Source organism: Streptomyces scabiei 87.22, from assembly GCF_000091305.1.
GTDB classification, from domain to species: Bacteria; Actinomycetota; Actinomycetes; order Streptomycetales; family Streptomycetaceae; genus Streptomyces; species Streptomyces scabiei.
Genome location: NC_013929.1, coordinates 3,196,512 through 3,216,045, shown reverse-complemented (window position 1 = coordinate 3,216,045; position 19,534 = coordinate 3,196,512). Strand labels below are relative to the sequence as shown.

The following is a 19,534-nucleotide window of genomic DNA, read 5'->3' as shown; positions in this document are numbered from 1 at the left end:
ATTCCCTTCATCCTTTGACCGCTCCACCCAGAGCGAACCCCCCACCCAACCGCCTTGCCACCCCCACATACAACAAAATCACCGGCGTCGAGTAGATCACGGAGAACGCCGCCAGCTGCCCGTAGACCACCGTCCCCCGGTTCCCGAAGAACTCGTTGACGCTGACGGCCGCCGGCATCTGTTCCGGTGTGAGCAGCAGCATGAACGGGACGAAGAAGTTCCCCCACATCATCACGAACGAGAAGACGGTCACCACGGCGACGCCCGGTCCCATCAGCGGGAGCACCACCCGCAGCAGCGACTGCGGCATCGACGCGCCGTCCGTCCACGCCGCCTCCTCCAGCTCCTTCGGAACGCCGTCCATGAAGTTCTTCATCAGCCAGATGGCGAAAGGCAGTTGGGAGGCAGCGAAGAAGAGGATCGTGCCCTGCATGGTGTCGATCAGGTTCACCTGGACGAACAGCGCGTACACCGGGACCATGATCGCCGTGATCGGCAGGCTCGTCGCGAAGAGGATCGTCAGGAGGAAGGGACGGTTCAGGCGGGAGCGGAAACGGGAGAGCGGGTAGGCCGCCGGCACCGCGCACAGCACCGTGAGCGCTGTTCCTCCGCCGCACAGCAGCAGACTGTTGAGCAGCGGCGTGAAGGTGATCTCCGGGGTCAGCACCGCGTCGAAGTGGTCCGGGGTCACGCCGTCCGGGACCTTCACCGTCAGGTTCGCCTCCGGGTCCACCGACGAGAGGATCACCCAGGCCAGGGGGAGGACGAAGGCCGCCGCGATGACCAGGAGAGCAGTGTCCGCCGCCCACCGGCGTGTGTTCAGGCAGGCCACGGCCCTCACACCTCCGTCCGCAGCAGCCGCAGATAGATCACCGAGAACAGCGAACCCACCACCAGCAGCAGCAGCGCCACCGCCGTGCCGTAGCCGATCATGCTCTTCTGGAACGCCTCCTCGTACATGAAGAGAGGCAGGGTCTGGCTCCTGCCGCCCGGGCCGCCTCGCGTCATCACCCAGATCAGGCCGAAGACGGACAGGGTCTGGAGCGTGATCAGCATGAGGTTCGTCCCGATGGAGCGGCGGATCATCGGGAGCGTGATGTGCCACATCCGCCGCCAGCCGCCCGCGCCGTCCATCTCCGCCGCTTCCGTGATCTCCTTCGGGATCTCGTTCAGGGCCGCCGAGTAGACCAGCATCGAGAACGCCGTTCCCCGCCAGACGTTCGCGAAGGAGACCGCGAGGATCGGGAGCGTGTACAGCCAGTTCTGGGTGGGCAGACCGAGCCAGTCGAGGACGGCGTTCAGAGTGCCCTCCCGGCGGAAGAAGGCGTACAGGAGGAAGCCCGCCACCACCTCCGGGAGTACCCAGGCCGTGACGACGATGCCGCCGACCAGGGTGCGGACGGGTTTCGAGGCGCGCCGCATCAGCGCCGCCAGCGCCAGCCCCAGCGTGTTCTGGCCCAGCAGCGCCGAAACCACCGTGAAGACCAGGGTCAGCCAGACCGCGTTCAGGAACGCCTCGTCCCCGAACGCCGTACGGAAGTTCTCGAAGCCGATGAAGGAGTCCTCGGCCTGGCCGGTGAGCTGGAGGTCGGTGAAGGCGATGTAGGCGCAGTAGGCGATGGGGCCGGCGAGGAAGAGGACGAGGAGGACGGTCGCGGGGGTGAGGGGGAGGGCTCGGGCGAGCGCCCGGAACGCCGGGCGGGGTGCTCCCTCCACGGCCGGCCCCCTCATGCGCGGGGGCTCATTCCTCGATCACCTGGTCGTCCGTGGCCCGGCGCAGCTCCTCGTCGTAGTTCTCCGCCGCCTCGGCCACGGACGCGTCGCCCGTGGTCACGGACTCCATCGCCTCCTGGACGGCCGTGGAGACCTTGGGATACGCCGGGTAGGCGGGCCGGTAGTGCGTGCTCGACACCAGGTCGGTGAAGAACGCGATGCCGGGCTGGGCCCGCACGTACGCCGGGTCCTCGGCCACGTCCTTGCGGACCGCGATCCCCGAGTTGGCGATGTACCACTTCCGGGCGTTCGCCTTCGTCTGCATGGTCCTGACGAACTCGAAGGCGAGGTCGGGATTCCCGGCCTTGGCGGGGATCGCCCAGGTCCAGCCGCCGGACATGCTCACCTTGCCGGGGGCCCGGCCGTTCTGGGTGGGCATGTACGCGAGGCCGAGCCTCTCCGACCATTCCGGCCATGCGTGACCGCTGCCGGGCAGCCAGTCCTGGGGGAGCCAGGAGCCGTCGAGGTTGATGCCGAGTCTTCCCTCGGGGAGCAGTTCGCCGCGCACCCGGGTCGCGATGTTGGGGTCGAGGGCGTCGGAGACCTCCGGGCCGAGCTTTTCCTTGTAGACCGTCTCCACGAAGGCGAGGGCGTCCTTGAACCCCTGCGTGCCCGCCTTCCACTTCTTCGCCTTCGCGTCGTACAGCGGGTCGGCGCCACCGGCCGTGGCCCCGTCCGTGCCGTAGAGCAGCATCTCGAAGCCCTGCATGGTGGCGGCCTCACCGGCCGGTTTGCCCGTGTAGACGTTCAGCGGAACGACGTCCGGGACCTTCTCCTTGATGGTGCGGGCGGCGTCGAGCACGTCCTCCCACGTTGTCGGCTGCCAGTCCGCCGGCAGGCCCGCCTTCGCGAAGATCGCCTTGTCGAACCACAGGCCGCGGGTGTCCGTGCCGTCCGGGACGCCGTACGTCTTTCCGTCCTCGGCCTTCGCCGCCGTCCTGGCCGTCCCGATGAACTGGTCCCAGTCCTTCCAGTCGGCCAGGTAGTCGTCGAGGGGCTTCAGATAGCCGCTGGTGATGTCCGAGTTGATGAGGAACGTGTCCTCGTAGACCAGGTCCGGTGCCGTCTTCGGCGAGCGCAGCATCTGCTGGACCTTGGTGTAGTACTCCGAGTCCGGGGCCTTGATCGGGACGAGCTTCACCTTCTTGCCCGGGTTCGCCTTCTCGAACTGTTTCCTGACGTCGGCGAGGAAGGTGTCCATGACCCGGACCTGGTTGTCCGTGGACTGCTTGTAGGAGATCTCCACGGTGTCCGGGTCGCTGCCGGACCCGCTGCCGCAGGCCGTGAGGACGCCGGGCGCGGTGACCGCCAGGGCCGCGGTGAGGAGGAGACGGAGGGGCGAGCGGTGGGGGCGAGGTGCGGTGGGGCGCACGGGCACGACCTCCTGCTGGCTACGTCGTTGTGGCCGGGGTGGGTGCCCGGTGACCGTACGAGGAATGGTCTAGTCAGGTCAATGCGTCTGCGAACATCTGGCACTCGATGGATCGGTCGTGGTTCTTGGCGAGGGCGAAGGCTTCTGCGGCCCTCAGGTAGTGGGTTCGTGCTTCTTGCCGATTGTTCGCAGCGTCATGAATGCGGGCGATCCACTGCGAGTGCAGTCCTGCCCTTTGCCAGTCCTCCAACTCGCAGTACAACCGCGCGGCCGTGCCGTACGCCTCCAGCGCCTCGCGCTCCCTCATCGACTCCTGCAAGAGCGAGCCGAGGCTCGACCACGCCATGGCCTGGCCTGGGAGATCATCCTCGGCCTGGCACAGCTCGTGTGCACGCGTGCATGCAGCGATCGCCTTGTTCAGACGTCGTGCTGCCAACTCGGCATCAGCGAGGCCAAGGAGCGTCGTTGCCTCACCACGGGGATTTCCGGCGGCCTTATGCAGTTCACCGGCATTGGTCAGCAATTCGATCGCTTTCTCCACCTGGCCGAGATGCAGCAAGGTCAGACCGAGGTTGTACAGGGCCTTAGCCTCACCTTGCAGGCTGTTGCCGGCCCGGTACAGTTCGAGCGCGTGTGTGTGGGTGTCCATCGCTGCGTACCACTGGCCCGTCTGCTGCAGAGCGAAGCCAAGGCTGTTCCACAGCTGGGCCGTGACAACCGGGTCGCCCAACTGGGCGGCGGCTTCGCAGGCGGGCCGAACGATCGTGATCCAGTCGTCGAAACTCCGGCTCCTGTTCAGGCCGTGATCCATAAGAGCCAGGGCCAGGCGGACCGCGCCATGAGCATGTCGCTGCACGCGGCACCATTGAACCGCGGCCATCATGCTCGGCCATTCCGCGCCCAGCCAGGCCAAAGCCTCCGTGCGGTTGGCGAATTGGGTTTGGCCGGACCTTCCCGACACCTTCCGCAGGACCGCCTCGGCGTCGCCCGCCCGCTGCCGGTAGAACTCCAGCATCCGTTCTCGGGCGGCCTCGCCCTCTTCCCTGAGAGACGCTGTTCTCGACACGGTCTTCGCGCCATATTCCCTCACCATGTCGTGCAGTCGCCACCGAACGGTCCCGTTCACCGACACAGGCGTGACGAGGTGGTACGAGGCGAGGTCGGCCAGGAGCCCTGCTGCCCGGTCCGCGTCCCGGTCGGCCAGGACCACGGCTGCGTCGTTGCTCACCTCGGACCTGGGGGCCAGCGACAACAGGCGGAACAGGCGCGCCTCGTCCGGGAGTAGTTGGCCGTAGGCCGTGTCGAGGATCCGTTGAAGCCCCAGCGTCTTCGTGCGGTTGGCCGTGACATCGAGTTCGTTCGCGAGTGAGACGATGGGACGGTATCGGTGTTTGCGTAGCATGCTGACGGCGATCTGCAGCGCCAAGGGATGGCGATCGCACAGGGCGGCGAGCCTGGCAATGGCCTCGGGCTCGTGCGTGGCGCGGTCGTCATCCTCGTCGCTGATGCGGAGGGACTTTTCGACGAGGCTGACCGCGTGCTCCAGTTGGAGCGAGTCGAGGCTGATCAACCGGGCATCCAGGTCGGTGAGCCGGTAACGCGAAGTGATCAGCACGCGGTGATGATGCGTACCGGGAAGCAGACGGTCCAGCCCGGTTCCCGGGGAGACGTTGTCGAAGAGGAGCAGCGTGGGGTACCGGGCGGCGAGCCGCTGCTGGTACCGGGTGTACCGGTGCGCTGATGTCCGGGGTACGTCCGCGTCGCCTGGTATGCCAAGCCCTTCCAGGAGGGCGAGGAGCGCCTGCTCTGTCGTGAGCGGGTCCACATCGTACCCACGGAAGTCGATGAAGAGCGCCCCACCCGGGAACCAGCCCTCTCCGACCGCCCTGTGCGCGGCGTACAACGCCAGCGATGTCTTACCGATCCCTCCAAGCCCCGACACCAGGCAAATGCCCACCGGTGGGTCGGACTCGGTCTGCGGATCCAGGACCGGCAACACCCGGGCCAGGTCGTCGTCCCGACCGGTGAACGCCGCAGGGACAGCCGGAAGCGCGGCCCGCGCGTGTGGCTCCCCGGCGTTTCCGGAGCCAGCCTTCGAAACGTGCGGGCTAGCGTCTCCCGCCGTGCTGTTCGCGACCGACCTGCTTGGCGACGAAGGGCCCGTGAAAGGTGCTGCCCCGGAAGTCGAGGTGATCCCCTTCGTAACTGGCCCGTCGATGGGGTCCCTCCTCGGAGTCCCTGGACGCTTCGCCGAACTCCGGCCCACCCCTGAACGGTCGGAACTCCCGCAATACGGCCATCGCCGCGGCAGCAGCATTCGTGGCGGCTCGGAGCTGCGAACCCTGGGCGTCGGCACGGGACTTGGCGGCGTTGGCGCGGTCGCTGACGCCACGGATGACGAGGGCGTGGCTGCCGGCAAGCTCGGCGGCGGCGACGACGCCTGAGGCCTCCATCTCTATGGCGGCGGCGTCGTTGTAGTGCGTCCGGAGGTGTTCCGCGAGCGCGGACCGGGCGGCGGCCAGGACCACGTCTCCGGTGGCGATCGGCTTCAGGTGCACGTGTGGGTCGTCCCGCAGGGCATCGCGGGCAGCCTCCATCAGGCGGTAGGAAGCGCGCCAAGCCTCCGGGCGGACCAGGAAACCCTGGGGTGTGTCCTTGCCGCCGTGGATTCCATACACCTTGGTCGCCACGACCACGTCACCGATTTCGATGTCGCGCTTGAGGCTTCCCGCGACCCCGACGAAGAGCACCGCCTCAGGGTCGAGCCAGCGCAGGACGCGTTCGGTGAGTACGGCGGCCGTCACGCTGCCCTCGCCTGATTGCAGCAGGGCGACGGACCATGGCGTAACTGGCAGTTGGCCCACCAAGGCCCTGGTCCCGGACCGTGGGTCTTCGACTTTCCGCAAGTTCGTGAGATGGCCCTGTACGGCCCGGTACTCCAGCGACAACGCGGTCAGCACCGCCACAGTGGGTTGCGTCACACCCTTAAGGTACGTCCAAGTCGAGTACACGGGGCCCATGTTGGCATCAGGAGTAACGATTGGGAGACACAGTGTCGGAGGAGCGGGACGGCCACGTCACCGTCGGGCAGCTGCTGCTGACTGAGTACCAGACCGTGAAGGATGAGCAGAAGACGCGGATTGGGTTCCGGGACAATCTGCTCTACGTCACGCTCACAGTGCTCGCGGCCGTCATCGCCGCCGCCGCGCAGGCGAAGCAGTCGGCCATGCTGCTCGCGTTGCCGCCCGTTTGCGTGGTGCTCGGATGGACCTACCTTGTCAACGACGAGAAGATCTCGGCGATCGGGGCGTACGTTCGGGGGGATCTCGGGCCGCAGCTCGCTCGGCTCGCCGGCGCGGAGAAGGTTTTCGATTGGGAGATGGCGCACCGGGCCGACGCGCGCAGGCGGTCGCGTAAAGCCGTACAGTGCGGGATCGATCTGCTGGCCTTCTGCGTCGTTCCGTTCGCCGGGCTGCTCGTGTACTGGGTCAGCGGCAGGACCAGCACCGGGCTCGTCGTCCTGTCCGCCCTCGAAGGCCTCACCGTCGTCGGACTCGGCGCCCAGGTTGTCATCTATGCCAAGCCCTTCGGCGGGCCGAGCGGGCCCAGCGGTTCCGGCGCTGCCTCCGACTGACCCGCCCAACTACCCCTTCACCCACCGGTACTGCAGCTCCGGCCGCCCCACCTGCCCGTACTGCGGGCTTCGGGCCGCCCGGCCCGCGTCCACCAGGTGTTCCAGATACCTGCGGGCCGTGATGCGGGAGATGCCCACCGTCTCCGCGACCCCGGCCGCCGTCAGGCCCTCGTTCGCGTCGCGCAGGGCCACCGTCACGCGCTCCAGGGTCGGCGCGCTCAGCCCCTTGGGCAGGGCCGCCGGGCCGGGGGCCCGCAGGGTCGCCAGGGCGCGGTCCACCTCGTCCTGGCCGCTCGCCTCGCCGACCGCCGCGTGGAACTCGGCGTAGCGCACGAGACGGTCACGGAGTGTTGCGAAGGTGAACGGTTTCAGGACGTACTGGACCACGCCCAGCGACACCCCCTCCCGGACCACCGTCAGGTCCCGGGCGGACGTCACCGCTATCACGTCCGCGTGGTGCCCCGCCGCCCGCAGGGAGCGGGCCAGTTGCAGACCGTGCACGTCCGGCAGATGGAGGTCCAGCAGCAGCAGGTCCACCGGCATGCGCTCCAGGGCGCGCCGCGCCTCCGCGCCCGTGTGGGCCTTGCCGACCGCCGCGAAGCCGGGCACACGGCCGACGTACATCATGTGCGCGTCGGCGGCCACGGGGTCGTCCTCGACGACCAGGACTCTGATGGGATCGGCACCGGTCATACGTCGTCGCCTCCAGCCACTGCGGCCCGAGGGGCCCGGTCCGCCTTGTCCCGCACGGCCGGGACCGGCCGCTCGCCACCGCTCGTGCCCAGCGGCAGCCGTACCTCGAACTGGGCCCCGCCCCCGGCCGCCTCCGCCACGGTCAGCGTGCCGCCGTGCCGGCGCGCGGTCTGCCGTACGAGGGCCAGGCCGAGCCCGCGGCCGCCGGGGCCCGCCGGCTTCGTCGAGAAGCCGCGCTCGAACACGGCCTCCGCGTGGGCCGGGTTTATGCCGCTGCCCGTGTCCGACACCCGCAGTACCAGCACGGGGTCGTCCGCCGGTCCGTCCGCGCCGTCCGTCCGGTCCGTCCCGGCCGTGCCGGTCGTGCAGGCCGTCCCGGCTGTGTAGGCCGTCACCGTCACCCTCGCCCCCACCGAACCCTGCGCCGCGTCCACGGCGTTGTCGATCAGATTGCCCAGCACCGTCACCAGGTCACGGGCGGGCAGCGACCGGGGGAGCAGCCCGTCGTCGATGCGGCTGTCCTCGGACACCACCAGCTCGACGCCCCGCTCGTTCGCCTGGGCCGCCTTGCCCAGCAGCAGGGCGGCGAGAACCGGTTCGCTCACCGCCGCGACGACCTGGTCCGTGAGGGCCTGCGCCAGTTCCAGTTCCGCCGTCGCGAAGTCGATGGCCTCGTCCGAGCGGCCCAGCTCGATGAGCGAGACGACCGTGTGGAGACGGTTCGCGGCCTCGTGCGCCTGGGAACGCAGGGCCTGCGTGAAGCCGCGCTCGGAGTCCAACTCGCCGGTGAGGGACTGCAGTTCCGTCACGTCCCTGAGCGTGACCACCGTGCCCCGGCGCTGGCCGCCCGACACCGGGGAGGTGTTCACCACGAGCACCCGGTCGGCGGTGAGGAGCACCTCGTCCACCCGCGGCTCGGAGGAGAGCAGGGCGCCCGTCAGCGGGGCCGGCAGGCCCAGTTCCGCCACCGAGCGGCCGACCGCGTCGTCCGTCAGCCCCAGCAGCTCCCGGGCGCCGTCGTTGATGAGCGCCACCCGGTACTGCCCGTCGAGCATCAGCAGGCCCTCCCGCACGGCGTGCAGGGCTGCCTGGTGGTAGTCGTGCATGTTGCTCAGCTCGGCGGCGTTCATGTTGTGCGTGTGGCGGCGCAGCCGGGCGTTGACGACATAGGTGCCCATGCCGCCGAGGGCCAGCGCACCGGAGGCGACGCCGACGAGGGCCGTGAGCTGTTCCTGGACCCGGTCGCTGATCGCCTGGACCCGGATACCGGCGCTGACCAGGCCGATGACCTTCCCGTTCTCCATGATCGGGGTGACCGCGCGGACCGAGGGGCCGAGGGTGCCCGTGTAGGTCTCGGTGATCGAGCCGCCCTGCCGCGCCTTCTCGATGTGGCCGAGGAAGTGCTCACCGATCCGGTCGGGGTCCGGGTGCGTCCAGCGGATGCCGTCGGGGGTCATGATCGTCACGAAGTCGACGCCGGCGTGCCGCTGCACCTCGGTGGCGTACGGCTGGAGCCTTTCGGTGGGGTCGGACGTGTGGATCGCCGCCCGTACCGAGGGGGCGTCCGCGACGGTGGCGGCCACGGCCAGGGCCTGACGCGTTCCCGCCTCCTCCGCCTGCGAGCGGTCGCTGACGTAGGTGAACAGCGCGTATCCGGCCAGGAGGGCGGCGATGAGCACCGCCTGCACGGCGAAGAGCTGGCCGGCCAGGCTGCGGGGGCGGAGGCGGTGCGGGACGCGCATGGCAACAGTCTGCACGCACGGGTTGGCGTGAACTAAATGAACGGAAGGGTGACCGCCCTCACAGGGCGGGGGATAGTCAGCGCATCGACTCGTCCAGCACATGGACACCGACAGGGAGGACGACTCCCGCACCGGGACCCCCAACCCCGAGCCGCCGGGAGCCCGTCTCCCACCCCCGGGAGACATCTCTCCCACCCCCGGGAGCCTCGCGGCTCCCACCGCCGGAAACCTCCCCGTTTCCGGTCCGGAAGCCCGCCGGCTTCCACCGCCGGGAGCCCCGGCTCCCACACCCCAGGGAGCCCCGCTCCCACCGCCGCCGGAAGTCCCCCAGCTGCCGGCTCCGGGAGCCCGCCGGCTCCCGCCCCGGGAGCCGGTCTCCCACCCGGGAACCCGCCGGTTCCCACCCTGGGAGACCGTCTCCCGAATTCCCCCGGTCGTGAGCCGCACGCCGGAACAGCGAGCCGACGATGTCGTCGACGAGGAGGGCCGCCGTGGCCAGCAGCACCCATACGGCACCTACCGCTCCCGCCAAGCGGGACCGCACCCACTACCTGTACATCGCCGTGATCGTGGCCGTGGCCCTCGGTATCGCCGTGGGTCTCATCGCCCCCGACTTCGCCGTCGAGCTGAAGCCCATCGGCACCGGCTTCGTGAACCTGATCAAGATGATGATCTCGCCGATCATCTTCTGCACGATCGTGCTGGGCATCGGTTCCGTACGGAAGGCCGCGAAGGTCGGCGCCGTCGGCGGTATCGCCCTCGCCTACTTCACGGTGATGTCGCTGGTCGCCCTCGGTATCGGCCTGGTCGTCGGCAACATCGTCGAGCCGGGCACCGGCCTCGCGGTCACCGACGCGATCAAGGAGACCGGCCAGGCGCAGGTGTCGGCGGAGGCCAAGGACACCACCGAGTTCCTGCTGGGCATCATCCCGACGACCATCGTCTCCGCCTTCACCGGCGGCGAGGTCCTCCAGACGCTGCTCGTCGCCCTCTTCGCCGGCTTCGCGCTCCAGGCCATGGGCGACTCCGGCCAGCCGATCCTGCGCGGTGTCGAGCACATCCAGCGCCTCGTCTTCCGCATCCTCGCGATGGTGATGTGGGCCGCCCCGATCGGTGCCTTCGGCGCCATCGCCGCCGTGACCGGTTCCGCGGGCATCGATGCCCTCAAGAGCCTCGCCGTGCTGATGCTCGGCTTCTACATCACCTGCTTCCTCTTCGTCTTCATCGTGCTCGGCGCGCTGCTGCGGGTCGTCGCGGGCATGAACATCTTCACGCTCTTCAAGTACCTGGGCCGTGAGTTCCTGCTGATCCTGTCCACCTCCTCCTCCGAGTCGGCGCTGCCGCGCCTCATCGCGAAGATGGAGCACCTGGGTGTCAGCAAGCCCGTCGTCGGTATCACCGTCCCGACCGGCTACTCCTTCAACCTCGACGGCACCATGATCTACATGACCATGGCGTCCCTGTTCATCGCCGACGCGATGGGTACGCCGATGTCGGTCGGGGAGCAGATCCCGCTGCTGCTCTTCCTGCTGGTGGCCTCCAAGGGCGCGGCCGGTGTCACCGGCGCGGGTCTGGCGACCCTCGCGGGCGGTCTGCAGTCCCACAAGCCGGCCCTGGTGGACGGTATCGGCCTCATCGTCGGCATCGACCGCTTCATGAGCGAGGCCCGCGCCCTCACCAACTTCGCGGGCAACGCGGTCGCCACGGTCCTCATCGGCACCTGGACCAAGGAGATCGACAAGGAGCGCGTGGGCGAGGTGCTCGCCGGACAGCTGCCCTTCGACGAGAAGACGCTGCTGGACGACGGTCACGGCTCCGCGCCTGCGGCCGCCGCCGAGCCCGACGGCGAGAAGGAACTCGCCAAGGCGTGAGGCTCCGCCCCGGACAGGGCCGAAGCCCTGTCCGGCCGGGCCCCCGCGAACCCCGTACGGCCGGGTCCTCCCCCCGTAGACCCGGCCGTACGGTTCCACGAAGGACAACTGAACAAGCACCCCGGAACACCGAGCGGCCAGGTCCTCCCCCTATAGACCTGGCCGCTCGGCCTTTGCCGTCTTCTTCCCCGTCCGCCCGGGCTTTCCTTGACGCCGGGGTCAAGGAATACGGTCCTCCTATGCGCATCGGGGAGCTGGCGGAACGGGCCGGGACGACGACACGGGCGTTGCGGTACTACGAGGCGCGGGGGCTGCTGCCCGCGCGGCGGGCCGGTAACGGGTACCGGACGTACGACGAGGGCGATCTGAAGCTGCTGCGGCAGATCCGCACCCTGCAGGACTTCGGGTTCGACCTGGAGGAGACGCGGCCCTTCGTGGAGTGTCTGCGGGCGGGGCACCCGGAGGGCGACTCGTGCCCGGCGTCGCTGGCGGTGTACCGGCGGAAGCTGGACGAACTCGACGCGCTGATCGGCGAGCTGGCGGCCGTGCGGGCGTCGGTCGGCGAGCAGTTGGCGCGGGCCGAGCGGGCGCGGGAGCGGCTGGCGGCCGAGGCGGAGGTTCCGGGGGGTCCGGAGCCGGGGTGTGAACTGGGAGGCGGACAGCTGTGATCAGGGCGGCCGGTGTGGCGGAAGTGACGGACGCGGACTTCGAGGCGGAGGTGATCGGGGCGGAGCTGCCGGTGCTGGTGGAGTTCACGGCCGACTGGTGTCCGCCCTGCCGGCAGATGGGGCCGGTGCTCAGCGCCCTCGCCGAGCAGGAGGGCGGGCGGCTGAAGGTGGTGCAGCTGGACGTGGACACCAATCCGGAGACCACCAACGCCTACCGGGTGCTGTCGATGCCGACGTTCATGGTGTTCCGGGGCGGGGAGCCGCTGAAGGCCATGGTCGGCGCGCGGCCGAAGCGGCGGCTGCTGGAGGAACTCGCCGACGTGCTCTGAATCCCGCACACACAGAAAATCCCCCGAGCAATTGCGCTCGGGGGATTTTCTTGCGTATATTTGACGGTTCGCGACTTCAATGGAATTGAGTCGCAAGGAAGTTCAGTGAGCACAGTATATCCGGGCGGGAGTGGAATTGTCAAACACCGGCTTTTCGCATGATTCACACGATGAATTGCGGCGCGAGCAGGAATTCATCGACGGGGTGTACGCCCGTGTGGACGCCCTGCGCGGTGAGACCGAGACGTCCGTCACGGACGCGCTCGCCCAGGGCCACACCCCCCGCCAGGCCCGGCTGGAGCGGGACGTCCTCGTCGCCGAACGCTCGGGGCTGCTGGCCGCGCTGAACGCCGTGGACGGCTCCCTCTGCTTCGGCCGGCTCGACCTCGCCGACGGTCACGTCCACCACATCGGCCGGATCGGGCTGCGGGAGGACGACACCGAGCGCACCCCGATCCTCATCGACTGGCGCGCCGACGTCGCCCGCCCCTTCTACCTCGCCACCGGGCACACCCCGATGGGCCTGCGCCGCCGCCGGCACCTCACCACCGAGGGCCGCCGGGTCACCGCCCTGCACGACGAGATCCTCGACCTCGGCGACGCCACCCGCACCGGCTACGAGGACCCGACCGGCGACGCCGTCCTGCTCGCCGCCCTCGACTCCGCCCGCACCGGCCGCATGGGCGACATCGTGCAGACCATCCAGGCCGAGCAGGACCGCGTCATCCGCGCCCCGCACCAGGGGGTGATGGTCGTCGAGGGCGGCCCCGGCACGGGCAAGACCGCCGTCGCCCTGCACCGGGCCGCCTTCCTCCTCTACGAGCAGCGCGAACTCCTCGCCAAGCGCGCCGTCCTCGTCGTCGGCCCCAACCCCGCCTTCCTCGGCTACATCGGCGAGGTGCTCCCCTCGCTGGGCGAGACCGGCGTCCTGCTGGCCACCGTCGGCGAACTGTTCCCCGGCGTACGGGCGACCGCGGCCGACACCCCGCGGGCGGCCCGGGTGAAGGGGAGCGCCGCCATGGCCGACGTGCTCGCGGCCGTCGTACGGGACCGGCAGACCCTGCCCGACCCGGTGATCGCCATCGAGCACGACCGGGAGATCCTCATGCTCGACGACGACCTCGTACGGGTCGCCCGCGAGCGCACCCGCGAGGCGAAACTCCCGCACAACGAGGCCCGGGAACACTTCGAGGGCCACATCCTCAACACCCTCACGGACATGGTCGCCGAACGCATCGGCACCGACCCGTACGACGGCACCAACCTCCTCGACGCGAGCGACATCACCCAGATCCGCGACGAACTCGCCGAGAACCCCGAGGTCTGGTCGGCCATCGGCCGGCTGTGGCCCCGGATCACCCCGCGCCGCCTGATCGCCGGCTTCCTCGCCGAACCCGACGCGTACCTGTCCGCCGAGGACGCCGACGCCGTACGCCGTCCGGTCACCCGGGCGTGGACCGTCGCCGACGTGCCCCTCCTCGACGAGGCCGCCGAACTGCTCGGCGACGACGACCGGTCGGCGCGGGCACGCGCCGAGCGCGAGCGGGAGACCCGGATCGCCTTCGCCCAGGGCGTGCTGGAGGTGTCGTACGCCTCCCGGACGTACGAGTTCGAGGACAAGGAGGACAGCGACCCCGACGGCTCCGAGGTGCTGTCCGCGCACGACATCATCGACGCCGAGCGGTTCGCGGAGCGGCACGAGGAGGACGACCACCGCAGCGCCGCCGAGCGGGCGGCGGCCGACCGCACCTGGGCGTTCGGGCACATCATCGTCGACGAGGCGCAGGAGCTGTCGCCGATGGCCTGGCGGCTGCTGATGCGGCGCTCGCCGACCCGCTCGATGACCCTGGTCGGCGACCCGGCCCAGACCGCGGAGGCCGCGGGCGTCGGCTCCTGGGCCGACATCCTCGCCCCGTACGTCCAGGACCGCTGGGAGCACACCCGCCTCGCGGTCAACTACCGCACCCCCGCCGAGATCATGGCGGTCGCGGCCGGCGTCGTCCGCGCCGAGCGGCCGGACTTCGAACCGCCCAGCTCCGTACGGTCCACGGGCGTACGCCCCTGGGCGCGGCGCGCGGCGGCGAAGGAGCTGCCCGCCGCGGTCGCCAAGGCGGCGGCCGAGCTGACCCCGGCCGAGGGGCGGCTCGGCGTCATCGCGCCACGCGAGCTGCACCGGGCGCTCGCCGCCCGGCTGGACGGGGTCACGGCGGGCGCGGAACCCGATCTGACCAGGACCGTCGTCCTCCTCGACCCCCGGCAGGCCAAGGGGCTGGAGTTCGACTCCGTCCTCGTCGTCGAGCCGGCCCGCCTCGGCACGAGCGATCTGTACGTCGCGCTGACCCGGGCGACGCAGTCGCTCGGCGTCGTGCACGCCGAGGACCTGCCCCCGGCGCTGGCGGAGGAACTGACGGTGGCGTGAAGTCGACGGGCGGGGGCCGTCTGGCGGCTACCCGCCAGACGGCGTTCCCGCCACCGTCACCACAGGTGCATCCGGGATCACCAACCCGTAACAGTTACGGTCATCGTCACTGCTCGTGCACGGTTCATACGGTATGCGTGTCGGTCATGGAAACACATCCGTTCGCGGCCGCTCCGGCCGGCGGCCCCGGCCTGGAATCGCTGCGCGTGGAGCCGCTGTTGACCTCGGAGTTCGACGCGGACCCGGGCAGCGTCTACGAGCGGCTGCGGAGCACCTACGGCCCCGTGGCGCCGGTGGGGCTGATGGGGGTACCGGCGTGGCTGGTTCTCGACTACCGCGAGGTGCTGGAGGTCCTGCGCAACGACAGCGTCTGGCGGCGGGACGTCCGGCACTGGCGGGCCCGGGCGGAGGGGCGGCTGCCGAAGGACTGGCCGCTCCTCGCCGGGTACGAGGTCCGGCAGACCATGTTCTTCGACGACGAGGAGCACCGGCGCGCCCGGCTGAGCTACCACTCGGCGATGCGGCCCTTCCAGGACGGCCACTCGCCCGAGGGCTGGGAGCTGCGGGCGGCCGTCGCACGGTACGCCGACGAGCTGATCGCCCTGCTCGCGGCCGAGTCCGGGACGAGCGGGTTCGCCGATCTCGCGGCCCAGTACACCCGGCCGCTGCTCCTCATGGTCACGACCAGGCTGTTCGGCTGCCCCGTCGAACTCGGCGACGAGATGGTCATGGACCTGTGGCGGATGCTGGACGGCGGGCCGGACGCGGGGCCGGCCACCGGACGGGCACTGGGCGCGATGACCCGGCTGGCGGCCCATCGGCGCTCGCGTCCCGGCGAGGACCTGACCTCCTACATGCTGCTCTCCGACCCCACGCTGAGCGACGAACAGCTGGGCCGTGAGCTGTTCATGAACGCGGTCTACCTGAACGACATCACCGGCAACATGGTCTGCAACACGCTGCTGGAGGTGCTGCGGGGCAACGCGACGGTCCGGCGGAGCCTGTCCGACGGGCAGCTGGGGGAGACGGTGAACCGGGCGGCGCTGGTGAATCCGCCGACGGCCAACCTGTGCTTCCGCTTCGCGGCGCGTGATGTGCGGCTGGGGAACTACGTGATCCGGGCGGGCGACATCGTGTCGCCGTCGGTGGCGGCCGCGCACCGCGATCTGCTCGCGACCGGGTCCTCCCACCTCGTCGACTCCGCGATCAGTACGCGGGCGCATCTGGCGTGGGGTGCCGGGCCGCACCAGTGTCCCAGCGCCGCGCGTGAGTTGGCGGGGACGATCGTGACCACCGCGGTCGGGCGGATCTTCGACCACTTCGCGCGGGCGGAGCTGACCCTGCCGCCGGACCAGCTGCCGTGGCGGTCGGGGCCGGTGGTGCGTGGGCTGCGGCTGCTGCCGGTGCGGTACGAGCTTGCCGGGCACAGTGCGGCTCGGGGGGCGGTGCGGCGGCGGGAGGGGAGCGGGGCGGCCGGGGTTCCGTCGGTGACTCCGTCGGTGGGGTCGCCGGGGGAGGCGGGGGTGGCCGTGGAGCCGGTTCCGGAGCCGGTGGGGGAGCGGGTGGGGAGTGGGTTGCTGGGGGCGTTGCGGCGGATGATGTCCGGGGGGCGGAGGGGGTGAGGGGCGGCCGGGATTCTTTCGCCCCCGCCGCCCCTACCCTTCCCTCCCCCACTCTCGACTTCGCTCGAGCGGGAGGTACCCCCATCGAGGGGCTGCGCCCCTTGGAGTCCCGGACGTCCGCCCGGTGGGGCTTCTCGCGCAGTTCCCCGCGCCCCTGACGGACGGCTCAGGCCGGGCGGAGCCAAACGGTGGAGAGAGGCGGGAGCGTGACCCGGATGCTGGCCGGGCGGGCGTGCCAGGGCTGGGGGTCGGGTTTCACGGGGGCCGAGCCCGTCGAGTCCGACCCGCCGTAGGCCGCCGCGTCGGTGTTCAGCACCTCGCGCCAGGCCGGGACGTCCTCGGGGACACCGAGCCGGTACTCCTCCCGGACCACCGGGCTGAAGTTGGAGACGGCCAGCAGCGGCGTACCGTCCTCGGCGAACCGCAGGAACGCCAGGACGTTGTCGTCCGCGGAGTCCCCCGTGATCCAGGAGAAGCCCGCGGGCCGGGTGTCCTGCTGCCAGAGCGCCGGCGTCCGGCGGTACTCCGCGTTGAGGTCGCGGACCAGGTCGCGCACTCCCCGGTGGTCGGCCTCGGCGCCGTACGCGGGATCGAGCAGCCACCAATCCGGCCCGTGCGCCTCCGACCACTCGGCCCCCTGCGCGAACTCCTGTCCCATGAAGAGGAGTTGCTTGCCGGGGTGGGCCCACATGAAGCCCAGGTACGCCCGGTGGTTCGCCCGCCGCTGCCACCAGTCGCCCGGCATCTTCGACACCAGGGAACCCTTGCCGTGCACGACCTCGTCGTGGGAGATGGGCAGGACGTAGTTCTCGCTGTACGCGTACACCATCGAGAAGGTCATCTCGTGGTGGTGGTGCTTGCGGTGGACGGGGTCCTTGGCCATGTAGTCCAGTGAGTCGTGCATCCAGCCCATGTTCCACTTCAGGCCGAAACCGAGACCGCCGAAGCCGCCGGGGCCGTTGTGGTGGGTGGCCCGGGTGACACCGTCCCAGGCCGTGGACTCCTCCGCGATCGTCACGACACCCGGCACCCGCCGGTACACGGTCGCGTTCATCTCCTGGAGGAAGGCGACCGCGTCCAGGTTCTCCCGGCCCCCGTGCTCGTTCGGCGTCCACTGGCCCGGCTCGCGCGAGTAGTCGAGGTACAGCATCGACGCGACGGCATCCACCCGCAGCCCGTCGATGTGGTACTCCTCGCACCAGTACACCGCGTTGGCCACCAGGAAGTTGCGCACCTCACGGCGGCCGTAGTCGAACTCCAGCGTCCCCCAGTCGGGGTGCGCCGCCCGCTGCGGGTCCGCGTGCTCGTACAGCGGACGTCCGTCGAACTCCGCCAACGCCCAGTCGTCCCGCGGGAAGTGGGCCGGCACCCAGTCCATCAGCACACCGATGCCGGCCCGGTGCAGGGCGTCGACCAGGTACTTGAAGTCGTCGGGGGTGCCGAGCCGGGCGGTCGGGGCGTAGAAGCCGGTGACCTGGTAGCCCCAGGAGCCGCCGAAGGGGTGCTCGGCGATCGGCAGCAGTTCCACATGGGTGAAGCCGAGGTCGGAGACGTACGCCGGGAGCTGCTCCGCCAGCTGCCGGTACGTCAGGCCCGGTCGCCAGGACGGCAGATGCACCTCGTAGACCGAGAACGGCGCCTCGTGCGCGGGGGTCTGCGTGCGCCGGGCGAGCCACTCCTCGTCATTCCACTCGTACCCCGAGGCGTGGATGACGGACGAGGTGTTCGGCGGGACCTCCGTGCGGCGGGCCATCGGGTCGGCCCGCAGCGTCTTCGAACCGTCCGGCCGGGTGATCTCGAACTTGTACAGCTCGCCCTCGCCGATCCCCGGCACGAACAGCTCCCACACACCCGAGGAGCCCAGCGCACGCATGGGGTACCCCGTGGCGTCCCAGAAGTTGAAGGTCCCGGCCAGGCGCACGCCGAGCGCGTTCGGGGCCCACACGGTGAAGCGGGTGCCGGTCACGCCCTGGTGGGTCATCGGCTCGGCGCCGAGCGCCTTCCACAGCTCCTCGTGGCGCCCCTCGCCGATCAGGTACAGATCCAGCTCGCCGATCGCGGGCAGGAAGCGGTAGGCGTCCTCCGTCTCCTGCACGGCGCCCTCGTACGACACCAGCAACCGGTATGCCGACGGCACCTCCCGCAGCGGCAGCAGCGCCGAGTAGAAGCCGCCCCCGTCGTCGTGCAGCTCCGCCCGCAGCGTGTCCACCACCACGCTCACGCCGAGCGCGTAGGGCCGGAACACCCGGAACACCACACCGCCGGGCACGGGATGGGCACCCAGCACGGAGTGCGGCGCGTGATGGGTCCCGGCCAGCAGCCGTTCACGGTCGCCGCCGTCCATCGCGGGGGAGACGACGGGGTGGGCGAGGGCGGGGTCGTCGTGGGGGGCGGTGTCCTGCGCGGGGGTCTCCTGTCTGGGGACCGACGGGTGCGGCGACGCCGGTTCGGCGGCGGCCCGCGGGGGGACGGCCGGTTCGGCGGCGGCCTGCTGGGGCAGCACGGGCTCCGGGGCCGGTGATCCGGCCGACACCGGGGCGGGGGGAGGCGTCCCACCGCCCGGCGGGAGGGCCGGGACCAGCACCGCGCGCTCCGCCTGCCGCGGCGACGTCACCGCCTTCCCGGCGACGGCACGCCGGGCGGCGGCCTCGGTCGTGACGACGTCCTCGGGCGGTGTGGCCTTCCTGGCCGCCGCCTGCTTCTTGACCCCGGCCTTCTTGACCCCCGCCTTCTTGGCGGCGGTCTTCTCCACGGTTGCGGGTTCCTTCACCGCCGCGGTCTTCTTCACGGCAGGGGTCTTCCTCACCGCCGCGGTCTTGGCGGCGACCCGCTTGGCGACCGGCTTCTTGGCGGCTGCCTTTTTCGCGGCTGCCTTCTTCGTGACGGCCTTCTTCGCCAAGGGCTTCTCGGCCGCCGCCTCGGCGGTGACGGCCGACTCCGCAACGGCCTTCTCCGCCACGGCCTCCTCAACCTGGGCCTTCTCCGCCACGGACTTGGCCGCTGCCGCCTTCTTCGAGGCGGCCGACTTCGCGGGGGTCTTCGTCGCCGCGGCGGTCTTCGTCGCGGCTGTCTTCACCACGGCCTTCTTCGTCGCCGCCTTCTTCGCCACGGCCTTCTTCGTCGCCGCCGTCTTCTTGGCCGGGGCCTTCGCGGTCGCACCCCCGGTTCCGGCGGCACGCCCGGGCGCGGGCTCGCCGACGGCCGCCTCGACCTCGACCGACTTCTTCGTCGACTCCTGCGCCGCCTTCTTCGTCGCCGTCTTCTTCGCGGTCGCCGTCTTCGCCACGGCTTTCTTCGCGGCCGTCTTCTTCGCGGCCGTCTTCTTCACCGGGGCGGACCCCTCGACGGGGGGACCGGCGGGCTGGGTGCTGTCGTCGGACGGCGGGCGGGGTGTCACAGGTACTGCCTCCT

General features: G+C 70.5%; 14 protein-coding genes. 6 read left to right on the top strand and 8 right to left on the bottom strand.

Going from position 1 to position 19,534, the window contains the following annotated elements:
* Positions 1-7: 7 nt before the first annotated feature.
* The 5 genes from SCAB_RS13345 to SCAB_RS13325 all read right to left on the bottom strand — a co-directional run bounded on the left by SCAB_RS13345 (position 8) and on the right by SCAB_RS13325 (position 6,156).
* Positions 8-832 (bottom strand): carbohydrate ABC transporter permease, encoded by an 825-nt coding sequence (locus SCAB_RS13345; protein WP_013000595.1) that lies wholly within the window; start codon positions 830-832, stop codon positions 8-10.
* Positions 833-837: 5 nt separating this feature from the next.
* Positions 838-1,731 (bottom strand): carbohydrate ABC transporter permease, encoded by an 894-nt coding sequence (locus tag SCAB_RS13340; protein ID WP_037728633.1) that lies wholly within the window; start codon positions 1,729-1,731, stop codon positions 838-840.
* Between the two features lie 10 nt (positions 1,732-1,741).
* Positions 1,742-3,145, bottom strand: a complete 1,404-nt coding sequence (locus tag SCAB_RS13335; protein ID WP_037728634.1) for an extracellular solute-binding protein — start codon at positions 3,143-3,145, stop codon at positions 1,742-1,744.
* A gap of 73 nt (positions 3,146-3,218) precedes the next feature.
* Positions 3,219-5,144 carry a tetratricopeptide repeat protein gene (locus tag SCAB_RS13330; RefSeq protein WP_013000592.1) on the bottom strand — a complete coding sequence of 642 codons (1,926 nt, stop codon included), beginning with the start codon at positions 5,142-5,144 and terminating at the stop codon, positions 3,219-3,221.
* A gap of 109 nt (positions 5,145-5,253) precedes the next feature.
* The gene (locus tag SCAB_RS13325; protein WP_231884991.1) at positions 5,254-6,156 is read right to left on the bottom strand and encodes a 5'-methylthioadenosine/S-adenosylhomocysteine nucleosidase; all 903 of its coding nucleotides are present in this window, start codon (positions 6,154-6,156) and stop codon (positions 5,254-5,256) included.
* A 29-nt stretch (positions 6,157-6,185) separates the two neighbouring features.
* On the opposite strand from SCAB_RS13325, the gene SCAB_RS13320 reads away from it, so the two are divergent.
* A complete protein-coding gene (locus tag SCAB_RS13320; RefSeq protein ID WP_173402871.1) occupies positions 6,186-6,779 on the top strand; it encodes a hypothetical protein in 594 nt (197 codons plus the stop codon).
* A 9-nt stretch (positions 6,780-6,788) separates the two neighbouring features.
* On the opposite strand, the gene SCAB_RS13315 is transcribed toward SCAB_RS13320, so the two are convergent.
* Together SCAB_RS13315 and SCAB_RS13310 are read right to left on the bottom strand one after the other, a co-directional pair.
* A complete protein-coding gene (locus SCAB_RS13315; RefSeq protein ID WP_013000589.1) occupies positions 6,789-7,472 on the bottom strand; it encodes a response regulator in 684 nt (227 codons plus the stop codon).
* A complete protein-coding gene (locus SCAB_RS13310) occupies positions 7,469-9,214 on the bottom strand; it encodes an ATP-binding protein (protein ID WP_041669163.1) in 1,746 nt (581 codons plus the stop codon). The genes SCAB_RS13315 and SCAB_RS13310 overlap by 4 nt, the downstream gene beginning before the upstream one ends.
* Positions 9,215-9,681: 467 nt before the next feature.
* On the opposite strand from SCAB_RS13310, the gene SCAB_RS13305 reads away from it, so the two are divergent.
* The 5 genes from SCAB_RS13305 to SCAB_RS13285 all read left to right on the top strand — a co-directional run bounded on the left by SCAB_RS13305 (position 9,682) and on the right by SCAB_RS13285 (position 16,123).
* Positions 9,682-11,085: a cation:dicarboxylate symporter family transporter gene (locus SCAB_RS13305; protein ID WP_013000587.1), complete on the top strand. Its 1,404-nt coding sequence runs from the start codon at positions 9,682-9,684 to the stop codon at positions 11,083-11,085.
* 239 nt (positions 11,086-11,324) lie between these two features.
* Positions 11,325-11,753 carry a MerR family transcriptional regulator gene (locus SCAB_RS13300; protein WP_013000586.1) on the top strand — a complete coding sequence of 143 codons (429 nt, stop codon included), beginning with the start codon at positions 11,325-11,327 and terminating at the stop codon, positions 11,751-11,753.
* A 14-nt stretch (positions 11,754-11,767) separates the two neighbouring features.
* Positions 11,768-12,082 carry a thioredoxin family protein gene (locus SCAB_RS13295; protein WP_037729220.1) on the top strand — a complete coding sequence of 105 codons (315 nt, stop codon included), beginning with the start codon at positions 11,768-11,770 and terminating at the stop codon, positions 12,080-12,082.
* A gap of 175 nt (positions 12,083-12,257) precedes the next feature.
* The gene (locus SCAB_RS13290) at positions 12,258-14,501 is read left to right on the top strand and encodes a HelD family protein (protein ID WP_013000584.1); all 2,244 of its coding nucleotides are present in this window, start codon (positions 12,258-12,260) and stop codon (positions 14,499-14,501) included.
* Positions 14,502-14,647: 146 nt separating this feature from the next.
* Positions 14,648-16,123 (top strand): cytochrome P450, encoded by a 1,476-nt coding sequence (locus SCAB_RS13285; RefSeq protein ID WP_037728643.1) that lies wholly within the window; start codon positions 14,648-14,650, stop codon positions 16,121-16,123.
* Between the two features lie 166 nt (positions 16,124-16,289).
* On the opposite strand, the gene glgB is transcribed toward SCAB_RS13285, so the two are convergent.
* The gene (gene glgB / locus SCAB_RS13280) at positions 16,290-19,520 is read right to left on the bottom strand and encodes a 1,4-alpha-glucan branching enzyme (RefSeq protein WP_106437256.1); all 3,231 of its coding nucleotides are present in this window, start codon (positions 19,518-19,520) and stop codon (positions 16,290-16,292) included.
* Positions 19,521-19,534 lie beyond the last annotated feature (14 nt).

Excerpts from the sequence above, each read along its gene's own strand:
- SCAB_RS13310 (WP_041669163.1), bottom strand. The coding sequence starts at position 9,214 with ATGCGCGTCCCGCACCGCCTCCGCCCCCGCAGCCTGGCCGGCCAGCTC.
- SCAB_RS13340 (WP_037728633.1), bottom strand. The coding sequence starts at position 1,731 with ATGAGGGGGCCGGCCGTGGAGGGAGCACCCCGCCCGGCGTTCCGGGCG.
- SCAB_RS13305 (WP_013000587.1), top strand. The coding sequence starts at position 9,682 with ATGTCGTCGACGAGGAGGGCCGCCGTGGCCAGCAGCACCCATACGGCA.
- SCAB_RS13285 (WP_037728643.1), top strand. The coding sequence starts at position 14,648 with ATGGAAACACATCCGTTCGCGGCCGCTCCGGCCGGCGGCCCCGGCCTG.
- SCAB_RS13315 (WP_013000589.1), bottom strand. The coding sequence starts at position 7,472 with ATGACCGGTGCCGATCCCATCAGAGTCCTGGTCGTCGAGGACGACCCC.
- SCAB_RS13300 (WP_013000586.1), top strand. The coding sequence starts at position 11,325 with ATGCGCATCGGGGAGCTGGCGGAACGGGCCGGGACGACGACACGGGCG.